Origin of the sequence: Streptomyces sp. NPDC097617, from assembly GCF_044761485.1 — a bacterium.
Classification (GTDB): Bacteria; Actinomycetota; Actinomycetes; order Streptomycetales; family Streptomycetaceae; genus Streptomyces.
Genome location: NZ_JBIWCL010000019.1, coordinates 138,565 through 160,098, shown reverse-complemented (window position 1 = coordinate 160,098; position 21,534 = coordinate 138,565). Strand labels below are relative to the sequence as shown.

Annotated in this window: 15 protein-coding genes; 10 read left to right on the top strand and 5 right to left on the bottom strand. The window is 75.0% G+C overall.

Annotation, left to right across the window (positions count from 1 at the left end; genetic code table 11):
* Positions 1-49: 49 nt before the first annotated feature.
* From ACIQZO_RS27270 to ACIQZO_RS27245, 6 genes are read left to right on the top strand one after another with little or no spacing between them, the layout of a single operon-like run.
* Positions 50-352 carry an acyl carrier protein gene (locus tag ACIQZO_RS27270; RefSeq protein WP_403630958.1) on the top strand — a complete coding sequence of 101 codons (303 nt, stop codon included), beginning with the start codon at positions 50-52 and terminating at the stop codon, positions 350-352.
* Positions 352-3,303 carry a beta-ketoacyl synthase N-terminal-like domain-containing protein gene (locus ACIQZO_RS27265; RefSeq protein ID WP_403630955.1) on the top strand — a complete coding sequence of 984 codons (2,952 nt, stop codon included), beginning with the start codon at positions 352-354 and terminating at the stop codon, positions 3,301-3,303. Before ACIQZO_RS27270 ends, ACIQZO_RS27265 begins: the two co-directional genes overlap by 1 nt.
* Entirely contained in the window at positions 3,300-4,340 is a 1,041-nt protein-coding gene (locus tag ACIQZO_RS27260; RefSeq protein WP_403630953.1) for a 3-oxoacyl-ACP synthase III family protein, read from the top strand. Before ACIQZO_RS27265 ends, ACIQZO_RS27260 begins: the two co-directional genes overlap by 4 nt.
* Positions 4,341-4,348: 8 nt before the next feature.
* Positions 4,349-6,313, top strand: coding sequence for an HAD-IIIC family phosphatase (locus tag ACIQZO_RS27255; RefSeq protein WP_403630950.1), 1,965 nt, complete (start codon positions 4,349-4,351; stop codon positions 6,311-6,313).
* Positions 6,300-6,563, top strand: a complete 264-nt coding sequence (locus tag ACIQZO_RS27250; RefSeq protein ID WP_403630947.1) for a phosphopantetheine-binding protein — start codon at positions 6,300-6,302, stop codon at positions 6,561-6,563. Before ACIQZO_RS27255 ends, ACIQZO_RS27250 begins: the two co-directional genes overlap by 14 nt.
* The gene (locus tag ACIQZO_RS27245) at positions 6,560-7,414 is read left to right on the top strand and encodes a 4'-phosphopantetheinyl transferase family protein (protein WP_403630946.1); all 855 of its coding nucleotides are present in this window, start codon (positions 6,560-6,562) and stop codon (positions 7,412-7,414) included. Before ACIQZO_RS27250 ends, ACIQZO_RS27245 begins: the two co-directional genes overlap by 4 nt.
* Positions 7,415-7,429: 15 nt before the next feature.
* On the opposite strand, the gene ACIQZO_RS27240 is transcribed toward ACIQZO_RS27245, so the two are convergent.
* Positions 7,430-8,467: a LuxR C-terminal-related transcriptional regulator gene (locus tag ACIQZO_RS27240; RefSeq protein WP_403630943.1), complete on the bottom strand. Its 1,038-nt coding sequence runs from the start codon at positions 8,465-8,467 to the stop codon at positions 7,430-7,432.
* 236 nt (positions 8,468-8,703) lie between these two features.
* On the opposite strand from ACIQZO_RS27240, the gene ACIQZO_RS27235 reads away from it, so the two are divergent.
* Positions 8,704-8,829, top strand: coding sequence for a hypothetical protein (locus ACIQZO_RS27235; protein WP_403630940.1), 126 nt, complete (start codon positions 8,704-8,706; stop codon positions 8,827-8,829).
* A 24-nt stretch (positions 8,830-8,853) separates the two neighbouring features.
* Here the strand turns inward: ACIQZO_RS27235 and ACIQZO_RS27230 are convergent, their stop codons facing one another.
* Positions 8,854-9,582 carry a 4'-phosphopantetheinyl transferase gene (locus ACIQZO_RS27230; protein WP_403630937.1) on the bottom strand — a complete coding sequence of 243 codons (729 nt, stop codon included), beginning with the start codon at positions 9,580-9,582 and terminating at the stop codon, positions 8,854-8,856.
* 346 nt (positions 9,583-9,928) lie between these two features.
* Between ACIQZO_RS27230 and ACIQZO_RS27225 the strand changes: the two genes are divergently transcribed.
* From ACIQZO_RS27225 to ACIQZO_RS27215, 3 genes are all read left to right on the top strand, one after another.
* Positions 9,929-10,756: a metallophosphoesterase family protein gene (locus ACIQZO_RS27225; protein ID WP_403630934.1), complete on the top strand. Its 828-nt coding sequence runs from the start codon at positions 9,929-9,931 to the stop codon at positions 10,754-10,756.
* Positions 10,757-10,935: 179 nt separating this feature from the next.
* Positions 10,936-13,668 (top strand): AAA family ATPase, encoded by a 2,733-nt coding sequence (locus tag ACIQZO_RS27220; RefSeq protein ID WP_403630932.1) that lies wholly within the window; start codon positions 10,936-10,938, stop codon positions 13,666-13,668.
* Between the two features lie 181 nt (positions 13,669-13,849).
* Positions 13,850-14,800, top strand: a complete 951-nt coding sequence (locus tag ACIQZO_RS27215; protein ID WP_403630930.1) for a polyprenyl synthetase family protein — start codon at positions 13,850-13,852, stop codon at positions 14,798-14,800.
* A gap of 53 nt (positions 14,801-14,853) precedes the next feature.
* On the opposite strand, the gene ACIQZO_RS27210 is transcribed toward ACIQZO_RS27215, so the two are convergent.
* The 3 genes from ACIQZO_RS27210 to ACIQZO_RS27200 are packed head-to-tail and all read right to left on the bottom strand — an operon-like array spanning position 14,854 to position 21,532.
* Entirely contained in the window at positions 14,854-16,578 is a 1,725-nt protein-coding gene (locus ACIQZO_RS27210; protein WP_403630928.1) for an AMP-binding protein, read from the bottom strand.
* The gene (locus ACIQZO_RS27205; RefSeq protein ID WP_403630925.1) at positions 16,569-18,812 is read right to left on the bottom strand and encodes an ATP-binding protein; all 2,244 of its coding nucleotides are present in this window, start codon (positions 18,810-18,812) and stop codon (positions 16,569-16,571) included. The genes ACIQZO_RS27210 and ACIQZO_RS27205 overlap by 10 nt, the downstream gene beginning before the upstream one ends.
* A gap of 41 nt (positions 18,813-18,853) precedes the next feature.
* A complete protein-coding gene (locus tag ACIQZO_RS27200; RefSeq protein ID WP_403630922.1) occupies positions 18,854-21,532 on the bottom strand; it encodes a BTAD domain-containing putative transcriptional regulator in 2,679 nt (892 codons plus the stop codon).
* Positions 21,533-21,534: the final 2 nt, after the last annotated feature.

Below are 21,534 nucleotides of genomic sequence, written 5' to 3'. Positions count from 1 at the left end.
GTCCCCGGTCCGCCGTCGGATGCGCCGTACGCATCGAAGGAGTCCCACGATGACCGTTCCCACGGATCGGCCGACCGCGGCCGCCGACGGCGCACTGCCGCACGCGTGGCTGTACGCCCGGCTCTCGCTCTACCTGCGGCGTGCGCCCGAGACCATCGACCCCACCGTGCCGTTCGCCGAGTACGGCATGGACTCGGTCGCGGCGCTGAGCCTGTGCGGCGACCTGGAGGACGAGTTCGGCCTGGAGGTGGAACCGACCCTGCTCTGGGACCACCCGACCGTGGCGAGCCTCGTCGGACACCTGTCGTCGGTGCTGTCGGTCGGATCGCCGGACGCGCAGGGCCGGCCCTGATGGGGGACATTGCCGTCGTCGGGATCGACTGCACGTTCCCCGGGGCGGCGGGCGTGCGGGCGTACTGGGACCTGCTGATGCGCGGCGGGGCCGGGACCGGCCCCGTCCCCGGGCAGCGCTGGGAGGCCCGGGACTTCCCCGCCGTCAGCGGCAGCGGCGGGTTCATCGACGACGCCGATGTCTTCGACAGCGACTTCTTCTCCGTCACCCCGCGCGAGGCCGCCGCGATGGACCCGCACCACCGGCTGCTGCTGCCCTGCGCCTGGCGGGCCCTGGAGGACTCGGGCCGGGCGCCCGGCGACCTCGCCGGCACCGAGACCGGGGTGTTCGTCGGGGTGATGGGCGGCGAGTGGGGCCGCCTGACCATGAGCGACCTCGCGCGCGTCACCCCGTTGCTCGGCGCCGGCAGCAGCGCCGGCATGGCCGCCAACCGGATCTCCTACCACTTCAACCTCACCGGACCGAGCCTGGCCGTCGACACGGCCTGCTCCTCCTCGCTCGTCGCGGTCCACCTCGCCGCCAACTCCCTGCTGGCCGGGGAGTGCGACACCGCGCTGGCCGGCGGGGTCAACATCGTGCTCTCGCCCTCGCTGGGCATGGTCTACGGACAGCTCGGCCTGGCCGCGGCCGACGGCCGCTGCAAGCCCTTCAGCGCGGACGCCGACGGGATCGGCCGCAGCGACGGCGTGGGCCTGGTGGTGCTGCGCCGGCTGGAGGACGCCCTCGCCGACGGCCGGCGGATCTACGCCGTGCTGCGCGGCAGCGCCGTCAACCAGGACGGCCGCAGCAACGGGGTGATCGCCCCCAACCGCTGGTCGCAGCAGCGGGTGCTGAACTCCGCGTACCGGCGCGCCGGGGTCACCCCGGACCGGGTCGCCTTCGTGGAGGCGCACGGCACCGGGACCGTACTGGGCGACGCCATCGAGTGCGCGGCGCTCGGCGCGGTGCACGGCGTCCCGCGCGACACCCCGTGCGCCATCGGCTCCGTCAAGGGCAACCTGGGCCACACCGAGGGCGCGGCGGGCATCGCCGGCTTCATCAAGACCGTCCTGGCCCTGCACCACCGGATCGTCCCCGCCAGCCTGTTCGCCGCGCGCGAGAACCCGCAACTGCGCCTCGGCGAACGGGGCATGCGGCTGCTGAAGTCGCCGATGCGGCTGCCGCGCGGAGAGAGCCTCGCCGGGGTGAGCAGCTTCGGCATGGGCGGTACGAACGCCCACGCCGTACTCGGCTCCGCCCCACCGACCCCCCGACCCGCGGCAAGCACCGGAGCACGCGGCGGCGCGGCGCGCGACGCCGTCGGCGTGTTCACGGTCAGCGGCGACACCCCCGAGGCGCTGCTCCGCAACCTGGCCGCGCAGGCCGAGGCGGTGGCGGGGCGGCCGCGCGGCGGCGCGGCCGCCCTGTGCTGGAGCAGCAACCGCGTCAAGACCGGCCTGCCGTACCGGTTCGCGGCCCCGGTGCGCGACACCGACGAGCTCGTGGCGGCACTTCGCCGGGCGGCGACCCCGCAGGAGGAGCCCGGGAGCGCCGGGCGCCCGTGGGGCAGGCCCGTGGTGGCCTTCCTGTTCACGGGCCAGGGAAGCGAGTTCCCCGGTATGACGGCGGGGCTGCACCGGGAGTCCCCGGCCTACCGCCGCCATCTGGCGGAGGCCGACGCGGCGATCGCGGCGCACCTCGGCGAGTCGGTGAGCGAGCTGATCCTCTCCGGCGACGAGCGGGTGCACCGGCCCGAGTTCGCGCAGCCCGCCCTGTTCGCCGTCGGATACGCCCTGGCCCGCACCCTCACCTCGCTCGGCATCACCCCGGCCGCGGTCCTCGGCCACAGCCTCGGCGAGTACGCCGCGGCCGTCACCGCGGGCGCGCTCGACCTGGCCGAGGCCGCCCGCCTGGTCGTCCGGCGCGGCGCGCTCACGGCCGAACTTCCCGCGGGCGGCGCGATGATCGCCGTGGCTGCGGGCCCCGAGGAGTTCGCCGACCTGCTGGCCGGCGAACCGGGCACGGTCGTGGCCGCGCTCAACGGCCCCGCGGACACCCTGCTCTCCGGACCCCGCGAAGCGCTGGAGCGGATCGGGCGGGAGCTCACCGGGCGCGGCGTGCGGGTCGGGCCGCTGCCGGCCCCGTACGCCTTCCACTCGCCCTTGATGGCCCCGGCCGCGGCGGCCCTGCGCACCGAGACGGTGCCGTGCGCGCCGCCCGCCATCCCGGTGGCCTCGACCCGGCACGGCCGGATCCTGCGCCACGAACCCATGGACGCCGGCTACTGGGCCGACCAGATCGAGGAGCCCGTGCTCATGGACACCGCGCTCGGGGCGCTCGCCCTGGACGTCGCCCCCACCCATCTCATCGAGATAGGCCCGCGCGGTCAGCTGCTCCGGATCGCCGCCCGGGGCGGCCGCGTACCGGGGGCGGAGCACCTGCACCCCGCCCCGGGCGCCGGGGCCACCGGTCAGGAGCTGGCGGAGACCGTCGCCGCCCTGTACCGCGGCGGGCTCGAACCGCGCTGGGAGGAGTTGTACGCCCCCGAGCAGCGGATCGTCGAGCCGCTGGCCCCGTACGTCTTCTCGGCGGAGCAGCGTCACTGGGACCGGCAGGCCTTCGTGAGCACGGCCGGGCCGGTCGCCCGGCCGCCCGTCGTCCCGCCCGTTCCCCCCGAGCCGGGCCCGGACCCGGTGGCGCCCGTCGCGCGCGCCGACGACCCGGTGCTGGAGGCCGTCGTGCAGGCCGTCACCGAGGTCGGCGGTTATCCGCCGGAGCGCGTGGTGCGCGAGGCCCGCTTCTACGAGGACCTGGGCTTCGACTCGGTGATGATCATGCAGCTCAAGAACCAGGTGGAGGCCAGGCTGCCCCGCGTCGGCGAGGTGTCCGTGCAGCAGATGCTGCCCGCCCTGCGGTCGGTCGGCTCGCTGGCCGCCTTCCTCGACGACATGCTCCTGGCGAGGTCGGCATGACGCGCGGAGCGGACCCCGCCGACCGCGGCACGGTGTACGTCGCCGCCACCGGTACGGCCCTGCCCGGCGAGCCGGTGGACAACGCCGCGCTCGGCCGGATGCTGGGCGTCGGCGAGGAGTGGATCGACCTCTTCGTCGGCACCAGGACCCGGCACTTCGGCTGGGACCCGGTCACCGGAGAGGTCCGCGGCTCGCTCGCCGGCCTGTGCGCCGAGGCGGGCGCGCGGGCCATGGGCGCCGCCGGACTCGGCCCCGCCGACATCGAGTTCGTGGTGCTCGCGACCGCGACCCCCGACCTGCTCCTGCCGAGCACAGCGAGCGAGGTCGCCGACCGGCTGGGCCTGGACCACCTGCCCGTCTACCAGCTCCAAGCGGGCTGTTCCGGCGCCGTCCAGGCTCTGGACCTCGGCCGCACGCTGATCCTCGGCGGACGCCGGGCCGGCCTGGTCCTCGGCGGGGACGTCACGCACCGCTTCCTGTCGCCCCGGCGGGACACCGCCCGGATGCCCACCGAGGAACTGGTCAACTACGTCCTGTTCGGCGACGGGGCCGGCGCCGCCGTCCTCACGGACGAACCCGAGGGCGAGCGGGTCGCCGTACGGGCCGTCCTGAACTCCTGGACCGGGCGGGGCCGTCCGCCCGGCCAGCTCCTGGACTGGTACGGGACCACCGACCGGGACTCGGAGCGGCCGATGCTGGCCGAGGACTACAAGGCGATCGAGGAGCACGTGCCCGCGATCTCCGTGGAGATCTTCTGGGAACTGCTCGACGGGCTCGGCTGGAGCCTCGACGACATCGGCTTCCTGCTGCCGCCCCAGCTGTCCGGGCGGATGACCGCCCGGATCGTCGAACGGCTGCCGGCCGGGCCCGCCCGGGAGATCTCCTGCGTGGCCGAGACAGGCAACACCGGAAACGCCCTGCCCTTCCTCCAACTCGAACGACTACTCCCCGAGTTGGCCACGGGCGACCGCGCGCTGGCCCTGTGCGTGGAGTCCAGCCGGTGGATCAGGGCCGGATTCGCCCTGGAGAAGGTGTGAGGGCGGCCATGGCGACGGGACTGGAGCAGCTGCGCGAACTGCGCGCCCAGGGACTGCTGGAGAAGGCGTACGACCGGGTACCGGCGCTGCTCGCGCAGGAGGACGTGGACCGGGCGGCCGTGGCCGGGGCGGGCCGGCTGCTCGCCGGGGTCGATGCCGACGCCGTCCTGGACCACCACCCGGGGACCCCCGTCGTGAAGGTGGCCGTCACCGGCCAGTCCACGGTGGGCCACGTCCTCGACCCGCTCCGGGGCGAACTGGCCCGCCACGGGATGCTGCTGCGTGCCGTGCTCGGGGAACACGGCACCTACCTGCGCGATCTGAGCGATCCGGGCAGCGAGCTGCGGCGGGCCGCACCGGAGCTCACCCTGTGCCTGCTGGACGCCGAGACGGTGTTCTCCCAGGTCCCGGCGGTGTGGCGGGTCGAGGACGTGGAGCGCGCGGGGCAGGAGGCGCTCGAGAGGTGCGCCGCGCTGGTGGCCGGGGCCCCCGGCACGCTGGTGCTCAACACGGTCCCGCTGCCGCGCACCTACAGCCACCAGCTCGTCGACCACCGCTCCAGGGCCCTTCTCGGGGCCGTGTGGCGGGAGTTCAACGCGCGGCTGCTGCGGCTCACCGAGACCGCCGCCCGGCTGGTGGTGATCGACCTCGAACCCCTGGCCGGCGAGGGCGGGCCGGTCACCGACCCGCGCCTGGACCGCCATGCGAAGGTCCGGCTCGGCGCGGAACTCCTCGCCGCCTACGCCTGCGAGATCGGCCACCTGGCCCGCGCGGTGCGCGGCCGGGTCCGCAAGTGCCTGGTGCTCGACCTCGACAACACCCTGTGGGACGGGGTGCTCGGCGACGACGGACCCGACGGCATCGCCGCGGCCGGCACGCTCCGCGGCGAGGCGTTCGGCGCCTTCCAGAAGTGCGTCAAACAGCTCGCCTCCCAGGGCGTGCTCCTCGCGGTGAGCAGCAAGAACGAGGAGGGTCCGGTCCTGGAGGCACTGAGCACGCATCCCGATCTCCTCCTCCGTGAAGCCGACTTCGCGGCCGTCCACGCCAACTGGGAGCCCAAGGACGGCAATCTCACCGCCATCGCGCGGACGCTGGACCTCGGCGCCGACGCCCTGGTGTTCGCCGACGACTCGCCGGCCGAGCGTGCCCAAGTGCGCCTCGGGGCACCGCAGGTGGCGGTCGTGGCGCTCGACGAGGAGCCCGCGCTGCACCTCACCCGGCTGCTGGCCGACGGCTGGTTCGACACCCTGGCCCTGACCGGCGAGGACCGGGCCAGAGGCGGCGAGTACCGCAGGCAGCGCGAGCGCCGGGCGCTGCACGCGGGTTCGGGCTCGCAAGAGCAGTTCCTGCGGGCCCTGGAGGTGACGGTCGGCCTGGGGCCGCCCCGGCGCCACGAATTCGCCCGCGTGTCCCAATTGACCCTGCGTACTCATCAGTTCAACCTGACCGGAGGGGGCCATACAGAGTCGGAGCTGGCCGCCTTGGCGGCCGACCCCCAGCGGCTGCTGCTCGTCGCCCGCAGCGCGGACCGGTTCGGTGACAACGGGCTGGTCGGAGCGGTGCTCGGGACCGTCGCCGAGGGGGTGCTGCACCTGGACAACATGTGGCTCAGCTGCCGGGTGCTCGCCCGCGGGGTCGAACAGGCCGCACTCGCCGTGCTGCTGGCCCGGGCGCGCGCACTCGGGCTGTCCGCGGTGACCGCCGCCTACGTCCCCAACGCCCGCAACCGCCGGTCCCGCGAGGTCTACCCGTCCTGCGGGTTCACGCGGGCAGTCCCCGCCGACGGGACTCATGGAGCCGACGGAGCCGACGGAGCCGACGGATCGGGCGGATCGGGCGGAACCAACCCGTCCGCCGGATCCGTTGACGGGACGGTGGAGTTCCACCACGACCTGGCGCGGCTGCCGGACGTCCCCGCGCACGTGCGCATCACCGAAACCCCGGGTGGAGGGAGGGCCGATGAACCTCGATAGCCTCGATGTGTTCCTGCGGGCGGTCCGCGAGGACCTCGGCCTCGACCTCGGGCTCGACCCCGCGCCGACCGCATCCCCCGCGCCCCGGGGCGCGGACACCCGACTGGTGGACCTGCCCGGCTGGGACTCGCTGAACCTGCTCCGCCTGGTGGCGCTCCTGGAGGAGTCCGGCCACCGGGTCCCCGTGCACCGTCTGCTGGAGGCACGCACCCTCCGGGAGATCCACACCCTCGTGAAGGAGTACGCATGACTGCCCCGGGCAGCCCCTCGCTCGGCCCGCCGCTGGGTGAGCCCGTCGCCGTGGTACCGGGAGGCGACTCGTGGGACCGGGTCAGAGAGGACCTCGCCACCCACGGGACGGCGCTGGTCTACGCCTGGCTGAAGGACCTGGAGCCGAGGGTGCCCTCCGGCGAAGGGCTGCGCGAGCTGCTCGGCCGTGACTGGACGCGCTACCTCGACCTGACGCACGCCGACGTACGCGGCCGCTACATCGCCTCCCGGATGCTCCTGAAGCACGCGGCGAGCGCGGTCCTCGACAGCGATCCCGCGGACCTGGAGCTCGCCTACGGGCCGACCGGCCGCCCGTACCTGCGCGGCTGCGATCAGATCGACATCAGCCTCAGCCACACCGAGGACCTGCTGCTCGTGGGGCTGACGACCTGCGGCCTCATCGGGGTGGACGCCGAGCGCGCCGACCGCGAGATGCACGGCAAGGGACTGGGCCGGCACATCTGCACCCCGTACGAGTCCGTGCTGCTGTCCGGGATGCCGCAGGCCGAGCGCAACGACGCCCTCGTGCGGCTGTGGACCCTCAAGGAGGCCTACAGCAAGGCGATCGGCCAGGGCATGCAGTTCCGCTTCACGGAGTTCGGCTTCGGCCCGGACGGCCGGGCCGTGCGGGTCCAGCGGCCGGACGGGACCGCCGGGACCGGGGACGAGTGGATCTTCCGCACGTTCCAGGTCGCCGACGGCTACGTCGTCAGTGCCGCGGTGTACGACGCGGGCTTCGGCCGGCTCCAGGACGCCCATGTCACGACGATGCTCGACCAGGACTGCGTGGATGCCATCACCGAGGCGCTCGACGAGGCGTCCGGATCCTGAGCCGCGTCGCCGGGATCACGACATGGAGGCCGTCGGACCCCCGGAGAGCATTTCCTGCCGGGCGGCGTTGTAGCCCGCCTGGAAACGGCTCGTCGCCTCCAGTTCCTCGGTGATCTCGGCGATGTGGCGCCGGCAGGTGCGCACGGACATGCCGAGCCGGCGGGCGACCATCTCGTCCTTGTAGCCCTTGGTCATCAACCGGATGATCGACCACTTGAGCTCGTCGGAGGAGGCGGGGGAGCGTTGGGACTCGACGACGTACGGCGAGGCACCGTCCCACAGGTACTCGAAGACGGAGCACAGGAACGCCACGAGCGTGGGCTCGCGGACGATCGCCGCCCCGGGGATGCGCTCACCGGCGGAGCGTTCAGGCAGGAAGGCCACCTCCCGGTCGTAGATGATCAGACGGTCGATGACCTCGTCGGCGGTACGGATCTCCGCGCCCTGTTCGGTGACCTCGCGGACGTAGCTGCGCGTCGGCAGGTCGTTGCGCGCGGTGTGCTGGTAGATGGTCCGGATCGCGACGCCCCGCGAGAGGGTGGTCAGCGCCGACTCGCGGGCCGACGCGAGCGCGTACGCCGGGCGCGCGCCACCGGGCTGGACGGTCAGCAGCTCCGTCTTGCAGTTCTGTGTCAGGTGGTTCAGCATCGACTGGATCCGCGAGACGTCGGTGATGACGTCGAAGGCCTCCAGGCGATTGCGCACCCGGCGGCCCTCGAAGTACAGCGGCGTCAGGGACAGCAGCTTCGCCCGGACGTCGGTGACCGCCTGCTGGAGGTCACGTATGTGCCGCTCGGCGGGCGCCACCAGGGACGCGGCGGCCACGTCGGGGGTGACGGGGGTGAGCGCGCACGGGTCCCCCGGCATGGACTGCAGCAGACGGACCCCGGTCAGCACCTGCTCGACCCGGGCGATCTCCTGGGGGGTCAGCGACAGCTGCTCGGCGATCTGCTCGCGTAAGAAACGGCCGCACTCGACCGCGAGACCGTACGCCGCTGCACTGACGTCGTCCAGCTCGGCGAACCCGGAATCCGAGCTTTCCCCAGTAACCATCTCAGCCCCCGCTGGTTGGTGTATTAGCTGCCACGTAACTTTACGCCAACGTACCGCCCTTGGCGTGATTGATCGAGATCAAGCACTCTGTTCGCATCACCTGGAGCCGCCGAGTGGGAAGTATCGGACGGTACCGGTGAGTGGTTCTCGATCTTCGACTGGGGGAAGTCGTGCGGATAATTTCCGTTAAGGTATCTTCGATTTACTTGACTGCCGTGGTGAGTGTGGTATTGGCGATGGGGGTTCAGACTGTGTCGGGCCCGGTGGCTGCCAACGTGTCCGTTCAGTCCGTGACCGCCGCCGCCCACGAGGGGGAGGAGCCGATTCCGGCCGCCACCCCCGAGGACGACCAGTGGACGTGACCCGGCGCCGCTGACGAGCCCGGTTCAAAGAGCGCTCCCCGCACGGCAGATGCGGGGAGCGCTTCGTCGTACCGGAGCGCCCGCGGCGGCCGGCCGGGCGGCAGGCACCGCGATCGCGCTCAGCAGTACGCCGTTCTCCGCCGACCAGCGGCCACTGAACACGGTCGGCCCGGCCGGGGAGAGCATTTCGGGATCCGGCAGCAGCCGGGCACGGAAGGTCCGTTCGTTCGGATCGACGCTCACCAGGGCGTCGGTGAAGTCGAGCTCCTGGCCCGTGAGCGGGAACCACGTCTTGTAGACGGCCTCCTTGATGCTGAACAGCAGCCGGTCCCACGCCACATCGGGCGCCTCCTCCTCCAGCTCCCGCACGTGGCGGAGCTCCTGGGGCAGCGCTATCGAGTCGAGCACCCCCTCCGGCATCGGGGCGTTGGGCTCCGCGTCGACGCCGACCGAGGCGAACTCGGCGCTGTGCGCCAGAGCCACGCCCCGGAAGCCCGCGCAGTGGGTCATCGAGCCCACGACCGAAGGCGCCCACTGCGGGGCGCCCCGCCGGCCCGGCACCACGGGAGCCGGGGGCAGCCCCAGCGTTCCCATGGCGCGACGGGCGCACCACCGGACCGTGCCGAACTCCAGGCGCCGCTTGGGTACGGCGTTCCGGATCAGGAGCTCCTCCTCGGGGTAGAGGAAGACGTCGGCGGGATCGGTGGTGGCCTCGGCGGTCGCGACGTTCGTGGGCAGGAGCTTTGTGAGCACGGCATTCCCTCGGGTCGCTGGTTCGGTCCGACAGCTCCCACGCTCGCCCCACCGCCCCGCCGGGACCAGGAACGAAGGCCCAGGTCAGCCGGACCGGCACCCGAAGGACCCCGATTCCTCCCAGGGTGCTGCCATCCGCCGCCCCGCCGGCGCCGCCCCTGCCAGGGCCCCGGCGGCCGCCCCGCAGGCATTGCCATCCCCCTGCCATCCCATCGCCGTCCCATCGCCCTGTCATCGCCCTGTCATCGACCCGAACTCGGGTCGCAATCGGCAATTGAGGGGTGGGGAAGGGGTGTTCAACGGTGGCCGGGCCGTTCACACTCACGGAATGCCGCACGGAAACCTCATGGGTATCAGCGACCTCCATGTCGGATTCCCCGAGAACCGCCGGATCGTCCAGGAGCTCTATCCCGACAGCCCCGCCGACTGGCTCGTCGTGGCCGGTGACGTGAGCGAGTCGCTCGACGATCTCCGGTGGGTGCTCGACCTACTCACCCGGCGCTACGCCACGGTGGTGTGGGCGCCGGGAAACCACGAACTGTGGACCGTGCGTGACGATCCGCACCCACTGCGCGGAGAGGCCCGCTACCGAAGGCTCGTCGAGATCTGCCGCTCCTTCGGCGTGCACACCCCGGAAGACCCCTACCCCGTCTGGTCGGGGCCGGGGGGACCCCTCGTGGTGGCTCCCCTCTTCCTGCTGTACGACTACACCTTCCGCACGCCGACGGCCGCCACCAAGGAGCAGGCGCTGGAGCAGGCCTACGAGGCCGGGGTCGTGTGCAGCGACGAGTTCATGCTGCACCCCGACCCCTACGCCTCGCGCGAGGCCTGGTGCCGGGCCCGGGTCGCCGCCACCGAGGAGCGGCTCGCCGCCTGCGACCCCGACCTGCGCACGGTGCTCGTCAATCACTTCCCGCTGGTCCGCAACCCCACCGGCATCCTGCGCCACCCCGAGTTCGCCCAGTGGTGCGGCACCGAACTCACCGCCGACTGGCACCTGCGCTTCCGGGCCGCCGCCGTCGTCTACGGCCACCTGCACATCCCGCGCACCACCTGGTACGACGGCGTCCGCTTCGAGGAGGTCTCCGTGGGCTATCCCCGCGAGTGGCAGACCCCCGGCCACCCGCGCGATATCCCGCGCCGGATCTTTCCCGCCGGCCGTCGTGGCGATTGAACGGTGATTCATGCCTGGCAGCTTCCGGCCACCGTGGGGCGCTCCTGCACGAGAATTTCCCGCCTAGACTGATCCGGAATTCTCGCTGGATCGCCGCTCGAACACCCCTTTTCCTTATCCGCATTCCCTTCCTGAATGCATGGAATTCGGAACGGGGACACTGGGGGACTCTTATGGTGTTGTTCCGCCGTGCCGAGGAACATTCTCTGCCGACCGCACTGCTTGACAGCTGCTGCGCGGACGGGAATTCCGCGCTGGTGCTCGTCGAGGGCGCGGTCGGATGCGGGAAGAGCGAATTCCTGGAAACGGTCGCCGGGGAGGCCGAGACGCGGGGGGCCCTCGTCCTGCGCGCGGTCGGAACCCCGGACGAACGCAGTCACCCGCTCGGCGTCCTGGGCCAACTCGCCGCCGATGCCCCGGCGGGCGCGCTGCCCGCCGCGCCCGCCCCGGAGGCAGCCGAACGGGTCGCGGCCATGGGGGCCTTCGCCGCGGCCGTCGGGGAACTGAGTTCCTGCGCGCCGGTGGTGATCTGCGTCGACGACCTGCACCACGCCGACGAGCTCTCGGCCCGCTACCTGCTGCACCTCGCACGCGCGACCCGCCGCTCCAAGGTCCTGCTGGTCCTCGCCGGATCCCCGCACGAAAGCGGTGCGGACCCGCTGTTGCGCACCGAACTGCTGCGCCTGCCCCACTTCGTGCCGGTGCGCCTGGCACGGCTGGCCCCCGAGGCGATCCGCGCGATGCTTGCCGACCGCACCGGTACCGGTTCCGGCATCGGGACCGGCACTTTGACGGAGGCCGAGGGCGAGGCCGAGGCCCTGCGGCTGTACGAGGTCAGCGGGGGGAACCCGCTGCTGCTGCGGGCCCTGCTCCAGGACCCGCGGGCCCGGCCCGGCGAGGCCTACGCCCAGGCGGTCCTCGCCTGCCTGCACCGCTGCGGCCCCGCGACGGCCGAACTGGCCGCGGCGATCGCCGTACTGGACGACCTGGCGACGCCCGAGCTCCTCGTACGGCTGACCGGCGCCGCCGAAGCCGCCGCGGACCGGGCCCTCGCCGCGCTGGCCGCCGCCGGGCTGCTCGACCCCGCCGACCGGCCCGGGTACCGCCACCCGGCCGCGCGGGCCGCCGTACTCGAGCGGATCGACCCGGCCGCGAGATCGGCCCTGCACCAGGAGGCCGCCCTACTGGCCCGCGCGTCCGGGGCGCCCGACACCGCGGTCGCCGGACAGCTCCTCGCCGCACGGCACACCGGTGAGGAATGGGCCCTGCCCGTCCTGCGCTCCGCCGCCGAGCAACACCTCGCCCAGGGCGCCCCGGAACAGGCCGAGGCCCTCCTGCGGCTCGCCCACGAGGCGTGCCCGGACGACGCGCCGCGGGCCGAGGTGGGTATCCGGCTCGCCGCCGTCGCGGCGCGCACCGACCCGGCCGCCGCCGAGCAGTACCTCGCGGCCCCGCTGGCCGCCGCGGGCGCCGGCCGGCTCGGCCCGGCGGCCCTGCGCCCGCTGGCCCGGATGCTGGCCGCGCAGGGCCGTATCGACGAGTCGGTCGAGGTACTGGAGCGGCTCGCGGCCGGTGACGGGGCTCGAGGCGGCGGTCGCGGGCAGGACCCGCTGGACGGTCTATCGGCGTTCCCCCGGTGGGCGGCCTCCGCCCGCTCCGGCGCCCCGGCGGACGCCGTCGTGGCGCCGGCCGCCCGGCTGCCCAGGACCGCCGTCCACCCGGCGGCGCTGTGGACCCTCCCGGTGGAGCCGGAGGAGAGCACGGCCGCCCGGTCGGCCGAGCTGTTCCTCCGGGGCGCCACCCTCGCCGAGGGCACGGTGGAACCGGTGGCCCAGGCGCTGCGCACCCTGATGTACCTGGACGGCGCGGGCCGGGCGCTGCCCTGGTGCCAGGAGTTCGCCCACCGGGCGGCGGAGGGCGCAACCACCGGACGGCAGGCCGTGTTCGGCGCTCTGCTCGCCGAGGCGCGGCTGCGGCTCGGCGACCTGACCGGCGCGGCCGAGGCCGCCGAGGAGGTGCTGCGGGCGGCGCCGGCGCGCGGCGGCAGCGTCCTGCTGAGCGCGGTCGCGGGTATCCGGGTCCGTGCCCTGGTGGCCGCGGGCCGGCTGGAGGAGGCGGCGGCCGAACTGGTCCGGCCCGTCCCCGCGGGGCTGGCGGGCAGCGTCCACGGGCTGGGGCACCTGCGGGCCCGGGGCCACTACGCGCTGGCGACGAGCCGGTTCCACGCGGCCCTGGGCGACTTCCTTGACATCGGGCGCCACATGAAGCGCTGGGGCCTGGACCGACCGCGGGTCCTGCCCTGGCGCACGGACGCGGCCGAGGCGCTGGTGCGGCTCGGCGAGACGCACCAGGCGGAGCGCTTCCTGGCGGATCAACTCACCACGCACGACGCGGCCGACCCCTGGGTGCGGGGCATGTCGCTGCGGCTGCGGGCCTCGCTGCGCGAGCCGAAGGAGCGGCAGGCGATGCTGGCCAGGGCCGTGGACGAACTGCAGCGCTCGGGGGACCGGTATGAACTGGCCCGCGCCATGGGCGACTTCGGGCAGGTGCTGCGCGAGGTGGGCGAGCCCGTACGGGCGGCCATGGTCGAGCGCCGGGCCTGGCACCTGGGCCGGGAGTGCGGGGCGCATGCGCTGTGCGAGCGGATCCTGCCCGGCCGCACCGGCGAGGGCACGGCGGTCGACGCGGCCGAAGCGCCGGACGCCGGGCTGGTGGCGAGCCTGAGCGAGTCGGAGCGGCGGGTGGCGCTCCTCGCGGTGCACGGCCGCACCAACCGTGAGATCGCCAAGAAGCTCTACATCACCGTGAGTACGGTGGAGCAGCACCTGACACGTGTCTACCGCAAGCTGAACATCCCCGGCCGCTCGGCGCTCCCGGTCGACCTGCACCCGGGGGTGCCCGAGCCCGCCTGAGGCGCGGCGGCTATGGCAAGGTCATGGCAAGCCGGGCCCGCCGTGCGTCCGGCTGGCAGACATCTGGTGCTCCGGGGCACGGCTTTCCGCCGGATTCGGCCTCCGAACGCCATCCGGGTGGCTTCCGCGGGCCGCGTCCGGGAAAGTCGGTCATGAGGATGTAGCCCGCAGGGAGGGCACCATGACCACACCGACACACGACCAGCCGTGGCGGACCGCGACGCCCGGACAGGCTCGCGACGCCATGCTCGACCGGGTCGAGGAACGACTCGCCGGGCTGTTCGCGCAGGAGCACCGCAACCGGCGTACGTCCGACCCGCGCAGCGCCGTCCTGGTGATGGGTCTGGCCGAGCTCGTCCAGGCCGGCGGCGAACGGGCCCGCCCGGCGATCTGCGTCACCGGGTACCTGGCCGCCGGCGGCGACCCGGCCGACGAGGACGCCGTGGCCGCGGCCGCCGCGCTCGAACTCCTGGACACCTGCCTGGTGATCCGCGCGGACGTACGGGACAACGCGCCGCTGCGCCGGGGCATCCCGACCCTCCACATCAGCCACGCCGCCGAGCACGAGCGGGGCGGCTGGCGGGGCGAACCGCGCCGGTTCGGGGAGGGCACCGCCGTACTCGCGGGAGATCTCGCCCTCGCGTACGGGGACCGGCTGGCCGTCCGACTGCCGCACATCGCCCGGCAGTTGTGGGACGACCTGCGCGTGGAGCGGGCGATCGGCTCGCACATGGAGGCCGCCGCCGCCACCGAGTACCTCGACGACGCCTGGCCGGGGCAGTGCCTGGAGGGGTGCGGCAGCGGCTGCGGCGCGGGCTGGTACGGGCTGCGCCACTCGCTGCTGATCGGCGCCGCGCTCGCGGGGCGCGAGGACCTGGGCGAGGCCTACGAGGAGTACGCCCGGGCCGTGCACGCCGCCTGGCGGGTCCGCGGCTTCCTCAGCGGCGGCCCGGGCTTCGACGGCGACGCCCAGTTCCTGCGCGACGTGTTCTTCGACGGGCAGGCGCGCGAGCGCGCCGAGGAGACGATCGCGAAGCTCGTGGTCCGCGCCGACGAGGCCGTCGCGGCGGCTCCCCTCACCCCCGGCTGGCGCACCGAACTCGGCGCGCTCGCCCGCGAGATCGCCGGTTAGGCCCGCGCGGGGGGCTCCGAAGTCCTGTCAGCCCGGACAAACGGCGCCGCCGCTCACTCCGGGGCGGGCCTCGGAGCCCCGGGGCGCAGGCGGGCCAGCCAGCCGCGCAGGGCGTCGCGGCGGACCCGGCCCCCGTCGTCGCGCGGCAGCGCTCCCACGATCTCCAGCCGCGTCGGCAGGAAGGCCTCCGCGATCCCGAGCGAGCTCAGGTGTTCGCGCAGCTCGGCCGGCCCCGGCGGTCGGTCCTGGGCGGTCGGGACCACGACGGCGCAGGGCAGTTCCCCGTGCTCGGGGTCCGTGTAGGCGACGACCGCGGCCTCCCGCACCCGGGGGTGGCTCAGCAGCTGCTCCTCCACCTCGGCCACGGGCACCATGAAGATGGCGCCGGTGCGGGTCCCGGCCCTGGCCAGGACCCGGATCCCGCCGTGCAGGTCGGCCGCCGCCACATCACCCGTGTCGAGCCAGCCCTCCCCGTGCTCCCAGGTGGCCACCGGAGCCGGAGCGCCGTGCTGCCAGGTGGCCAGGCAGACGGACGGGCCGCGCACCGTGAGCGCCGAGGTGGCGTTCGCGGCCGACACCTCCAGCCCGTGCAGCGGGCGGACGCCGTCACCGCCCCGCGGGGTGTCCCCGGAGAGCGCGCCCATGCCCACCTCGGGCGCCCCCCAGACGCAGAGCACGGGGACGCCGAACACCTCCCGGAGCTCGGCGGCCAGCGGCGCGGGAGTGCTGGTACGCCCCCCCGACAGCACCAGCCGCAGCCGCTCCGCGTTCCGGGGGCGCCGGCGCTGCGCCGCGACGAGCTCGGCGAGGTAGGCGGGCTCCGCGTACACCTGGTCGACCCCGGTCTCGGCGATCAGGTCCAGGCACCGGCCCGGATCCCACACGTCCTGGTGCACCCCGGTGCCGCCGACGGCCAGCGGCCAGCACACGGTGTAGATCAGCGAGGCCAGCGAGGTGAGCGGCAGGGTGCTGAGGAAGACCTCGCCCTCCCGCCGCCCCGGGCCGTCCGGCGCGTGCTGGGTGGAGACATTGGCGTACAGCGTGTTGGGAGAGTGCAGCACCGAGGTGTAGGCGTCCCGCAGCCCCATGACGCTGATCAGCAGGGCGGGCCGGTCGGCCCGCCCGCCGCGCGGCCTGCTGATCAGGCCCGCCTCCGTGCGCTCGTGTGCGGTGTGCTGGAAGTGGGCGGCGAAGTCCACCGCTCCGGTCGCCCCGGCGTCCCCGAGGACGATCCGGTGGCGCAGCCACGGCAGCCGCCCGGCGAGTTCCGCGAGGGCCTCGGCGTGGGCGAAGCCCTCCCAGACGTCGGGCACCACGCAGATCCGGGCCCGGGTGCCCTCCAGAATCCGGTGCAGCCCGTGGGACCGTACGGTCGGCAGCACCGGTACCGCGACCGCGCCGACCCGCAGGCACGCGAGGGTGAGCGCCGCGGTCTCCCACCAGTTCGGCAGCTGGTAGGCGACCGGATCGCCCGGCGCGACCCCGAGCGACTGCAGGGCGCCCGCGAACCGGTCGACGTACGTGGCGAGCTGGGCGTAGCTGACCGTGATCCGGCGGTGGCCGGCGGGCCGGTGGGCCCGCTCCGCGACGATGGCGGGGCGCTCGGGCGCGCGGGCGGCCGTACGGTACAGGTCGTCGAGGAAGGTCTCCGGCCGCCACCAGCCGGCGGCCCGGAACCGGTCCGCGACCTCGGGCGGCGGCGTCAGGTCCAGAGGGCGGTACGGGGTGCGGCCGGAGCGGCCCGCCGCTGCGCGCGGGGCGGCGTCCGTCAGGCCCATCGGCCGACCGCCCCGGCGACCTGCACGCGCGAGCTGCACCCGAGGCGGCGCATCACCTGGCGCACGTGGTTGACCACGGTCCACTCGGATATATCCAGCTTGGCCGCAATCTGACGGTTCGTCATTCCTTCCGAAACCAGCAGGGCCACCTGGACCTGCCGCGGAGTGAGCGACCGGTCCTCGGGAGACGGCGCGCTGGACGGGCGGCGTGAGGGAGCCGGCGCCGAGAGGGCCTCCGCCACCGCCTCGGGCACCGCCATCCGTACGCCCTCCGCCCAGGCCACCGCGAAGTCGGTCCAGTCCAAGCGGGCGCCGAGCTCCGTACGGGCCCGCTCGGCCGCCGAGCGCCACTCGTCCGGCACCAGGGCGCCCGTCTCGGCGCGCAGGGTGTCGGCCGCCGCCAGCAGCCGCACGGTGCGCGGCCGCTGCGCGGGCGCGGTACGCATCAGCAGCAGCGAGAACTCCTCCAGCAGGCCGGGCAGTTCGGCCCGCTCACCGATGCCCCCGTACAGCCGCAGGCTCTCCCGCAGCGCCCGGTCCGCCCGGTCCGGTTCGTCCCCCTCCAGGGCGAGCGCCGCCACCGTCCGCAGGGCGCCCGCGAGGCCCCGGCCGTCGCCGATCCGCCGGAACGCCTCCACGGCCCGCTCCAGCGTCTCCTGCGCCTTGCGCCGGTCGCCGTCGGCGCGCAGCACGGCGGCGAGGGAGGCCGCCGCCGAGGCCGCGCCCCCGGTGACGCCCATCGACTCCAGCGCGCTGAGCGCGGTCACCAGGACGGCCCGCGCACCCGCCGGATCACCGGACTCCAGCAGGGCCGCCCCGAGCCGGGCGGAGGCCAGCGCGTTCTGCCGCCGGTCACCGACGTTCTTGCCCAGGGCCAGCGCGCGGCGGTGGCGGCGTACCGCCTCCAGCGGATCGCCCAGGGCCAGCGCGAAGACACCGGACAGATCGGCGAGCCGGGCCCGTACGGCCTCCGGCAGCGCCGGACCGTCCGACTCGGCGGTGTGGTCGCACCACTCCAGGCCCTCCCGGAGCCGCCCCTGCGTCAGCCACGGCAGCCGGCAGCCCAGCACCACGGAAGCGGCCGCCTCACCGTCGCCCCGCTCGCGCAGCCGCCGCAGGGCGGCGATCACGTTCGCGCCCTCGGCCGCCAGCTCCCGCAGCACACGGGCCTGTTCGGTGCCCCGCAGGCCCGGCTGCGCGCCGCTCACCAGCGACCGGTAGCGCTCCGCGTGCGCGTCCAGCGCCGCGGCCTCGGCGCCCGAGCCGGCCAGCTCCGCGCGCGCGTAGGACCGTACGGGCTCGGGCACGGCGAGGCGCAGCTCACCCTGCTCCTCACCCACCACGGCCAGCAGCCCGCGGTCCAGCAGCGTTTCGAGGGCGGCCTCGGCCGACAGGCCCGCCGCCCACAGGCCGAAGCCGGGCTCGTACACCGAGAGCCGCCCCAACAGGGCGCGGTCCGCGTCGTCCAGGCCGCGGCAGCTCCACTCGGCGAGCGCGGCCAGCGAGCGGTGGCGCGCGGGCGCGTTCGCCGGTCCGCCCGACAACATGGTCGTACGGCCGCGCAGCCGGCCGGCCAGCAGGTGCGGCGGGAAGAGCCGCAGCCGGCGTGCGGCGAGTTCGAGGGCCAGCGGCAGACCGCCCAGGAGTCGGCAGATCTCGGCGACGGCGGCTGCGTTCTCCAGGGTGAGGGCGAAGGCGGGGTCGGCCTCCCGGGCCCGGCGCACGAACAGCGCGACCGAGGCCACCTCCCGCAGCGCGTGCGGATCGGCGGCGGCCGAGGCCGGGCCCCGCCGCGGCCCGGGCACCGGCAGCGGGGCCAGGGGCAGCAGCAGCTCCCCGTACACCCCGAGCGGCTCCACGGAAGTCGCCAGGACGACCATCCGCGGGTCGGTGGTGAGCGACTGAAGGGCCTCGGCCGCGGCCGGGCGCGCCTCGTGGTCACAGTCGTCGAGCAGCAGCAGGACCCGGCCGGAGGCCTCCGGCATCTCGGCCGCCGGGGCCGGCTCGCCGGGGACGGGCCAGTCGCCGGGCGCCGCCGCGTCGAGCGCCGCCACCCGGGCGAACTCCCCGCCGATCTCCCGTACGGCCTCCGCGGCCAGCCGGCTCTTGCCCACTCCGGCCCGCCCTGTCACCGTCACCAGGCGCACCAGCGGGTCCCGCAGCCGCTCACGCAGCAGGGCGGTTTCGAGCTCCCGGCCGACGAGCTCGGCGGCCGGGGAGAGGGACTGCGGCATGGTGTTCCCTCCGTAGGGGGATCGCGGGGACTGTCTCTCGGTCATGTGGGCACACCGGCCGGTTGGATCCGCCAGAGACCCGGGCGGATCTCCACGGCACGCGACACGGAGCCGGAGCCGGGGCCCGAGCCGACGGCCGAGCCGGATTCAGCGGCCGAGCCGGATCCGGCGTCCGGCCGCGGGCCCAGCGCGCGCAGCGAGCGCAGCGCGTACACCTCCAGCCGCTGGTCGCGCAGGGCGCCCGCCAGCTCCAGGCACGCGCCGAACCAGACCCGGGCGGTCTCCGGCTCCTCCTGGGCCAGCGCCAGCAGCGCCCGCGCCCGGCTCGCCTCGAACCGGCCGCGCGCGCGGCCGGGCGCCGACAGTACGCCGAGGGCGTGCTCCAGCAGGGCGGCGGCCTCCACCGACTCCCCGGCGTCGAGCCGCAGTTCGGCCAGCCCCACCAGGGCGCGGGCCGCCTCCTCCTCGTCGCCGCTCTCCCGGGCCAGTGCCTGGGCGTCCGAGAACAGCTCGTGCGCCCGGGCCACCCGCCGGTACTGCCAAGCGAGTTCGCCGAGCGAGCGCAGCATCCGCGCCCGGGCCGACCGGTCGCCGCAGCGTTCGGCCGCGTCCAGGGCCAGCGCGTACACGCTCTCGCCGTCGTCCGGCACCCACCCGGCCAGGGCGTCCGTCAGCCGTACGGTCAGCGCCCACAGCCCGGCCCGGTGCGCGGCCCCGGCCAGCCGTACGAGCCCCCGCGCCCCGGAGTCCGACAGATGACCCGGCTCCGCCGCGGCCTCCGCGTACGCCCGGCACACGCGTTCCGTCGCCGCGCGCGCCGCCTCGGGCGGCTCCTCCGCGGCCAGCCGCTCCACCGCCAGCAGCCGCAGCAGCTCCGGAAGGTGCCAGCCGTCCCGGGCCACCGTCACCAGCCGCTCGTCGGCCAGGGCCTCCAGTGCCACCGACGCCCGCGGCTCGGACACGCCCAGCGAGGCCGCGGCCTGCCGGACACCGAACCGGCCGGGCGGCAGCACGGACAGCAGCCGGAACTCCCGCCGCCGGTCCTCGGCGCAGGCCGCGTACGCCTCGACGAGGCGCGCGCGGACGTCCACGTCGCCGGTGCGCAGTGCGTCGAGGCGCGTCGGCTCGTCCCGCAGCCGTTCCGCCAGCGTGGCGGCCGTCCAGTGCGGCCGGGCCGCGAGCTGGGCCGCGGCGGCCCGCACGGCGAGCGGCAGCCGGCCGCACAGTTCGACGATGTCGGCGACCGTGTCGGGGTCGGTCCCGGCGCCGGGGTCGAGGACGGCAGTCCCGCCCCGGGGCCCGCCGAGGGCTGCGGCGCGCCCGCCGAACAGCCCGACGAGCCGCCGCGACTCCTCAAGGCGCCACGGCCCGAGCAGCATCGACCGCAGCCCGGGGAGCCCGGCGGGTACGCGGCGCGCGACGAGCAGCAGCACGGCGCCCCGTACGGCCGGCAGCAGCGGCCGCACCTGGGTCTCGGAGCTCACCCCGTCCAGGACCAGCAGCACCCGGGGGGCCGCCGCAGGGCCGTCCGCGGAGCCGGGGGGACCACCGCAGGCGCGCGCCAGCAGCTCGAGGGTCCGCGCCGCGGTGGCCGGCGGGCCGGCGCCGTCGCCCCGCAGGTCGACGTAGAGCCTCCCGTCGGGGAAGGCGTCCGCGACCCGGTGCGCTGCCTCGACCGCGAGCGCCGTCCGGCCGCTGCCCGGCAGGCCGGTCACGGCCACGCAGCCGCCCGCCCGGGCGCTGCGCAACATCCGCTCCAGTTCGGTGAGTTCCTCCGAGCGGCCCGTGAAGCACGGGTCGGGGGCGGGTAGCGCGCCGGCCGCGGGGGACCAGGACTCGGCGGCGACGAGCGCGGCCGTCCCACCGGCCTGGACCGGACGCGGGTCCGGGTCCGGGCTCGCGTCGGCGGTGCTCCTGGACCTCGCGGCCGGAGCAGCCGTGCGCGACAGGGCCGGATCGCCCTCCAGGATGCGCCGCTGGAGGCGGCTCGACGCGGGCCCCGGCTCGATCCCGAGCTCCTCGACGAGCGTCTCCCGCAGCAGCGCGAACACCCGGAGGGCCTCGGCCTGCCGACCGCACCGGTACAGCGCCACCATGAGATGGGTGTGGAACTCCTCGTGCATCCGGTGCTCGGCGACCAGCTCCTGGAGTTCGGCGACCAGCTCGCGGTGCAACCCGAGGTGCAGCTCGGCCCGGATGCGCTCGTCGAGCGCGCCGGTACGCGCTTCGGCCAGCCGAACGGCGGCGCCCTCCAGCACCGGACCGTGCGGGGTGTCCGACAGCACGGGCCCACGCCACAGCGCGAGCGCCCGCCGCTGGAGGTCGGCCGCGGCGGCGAAGTCCGCTTCCTGCAGGGCCTGGTGGCCGCGTCGGGACAGCTCCGCGAAGACGCCGCTGTCGAGCCCGTCCGCGTCCACCCGCAGCAGGTAGCCCGGGCGCCGGGTGACCAGCGCCTCCCGGCCGCGGCGCGGATCGGCGCTCTGGAGGGTCTTGCGCAGATGGGAGACGTACACCTGGAGCGTTGTCGTCGCGGTGCGCGGCGGAGCGTCCGGCCAGAGCTCGTCGATGAGGCTCTCCACCGACACGACCTCGTTCGCGCGGACCAGCAGCGTTCCGAGCACGACCCGCAGTTTCGCGGCCTGCGGGGCGTACGACGCGGCGTGGCCGGTGGGGCCGGTAGCGGCCGTGACCTCCAGCGGGCCCAGAATCCCGAAGCGCATGG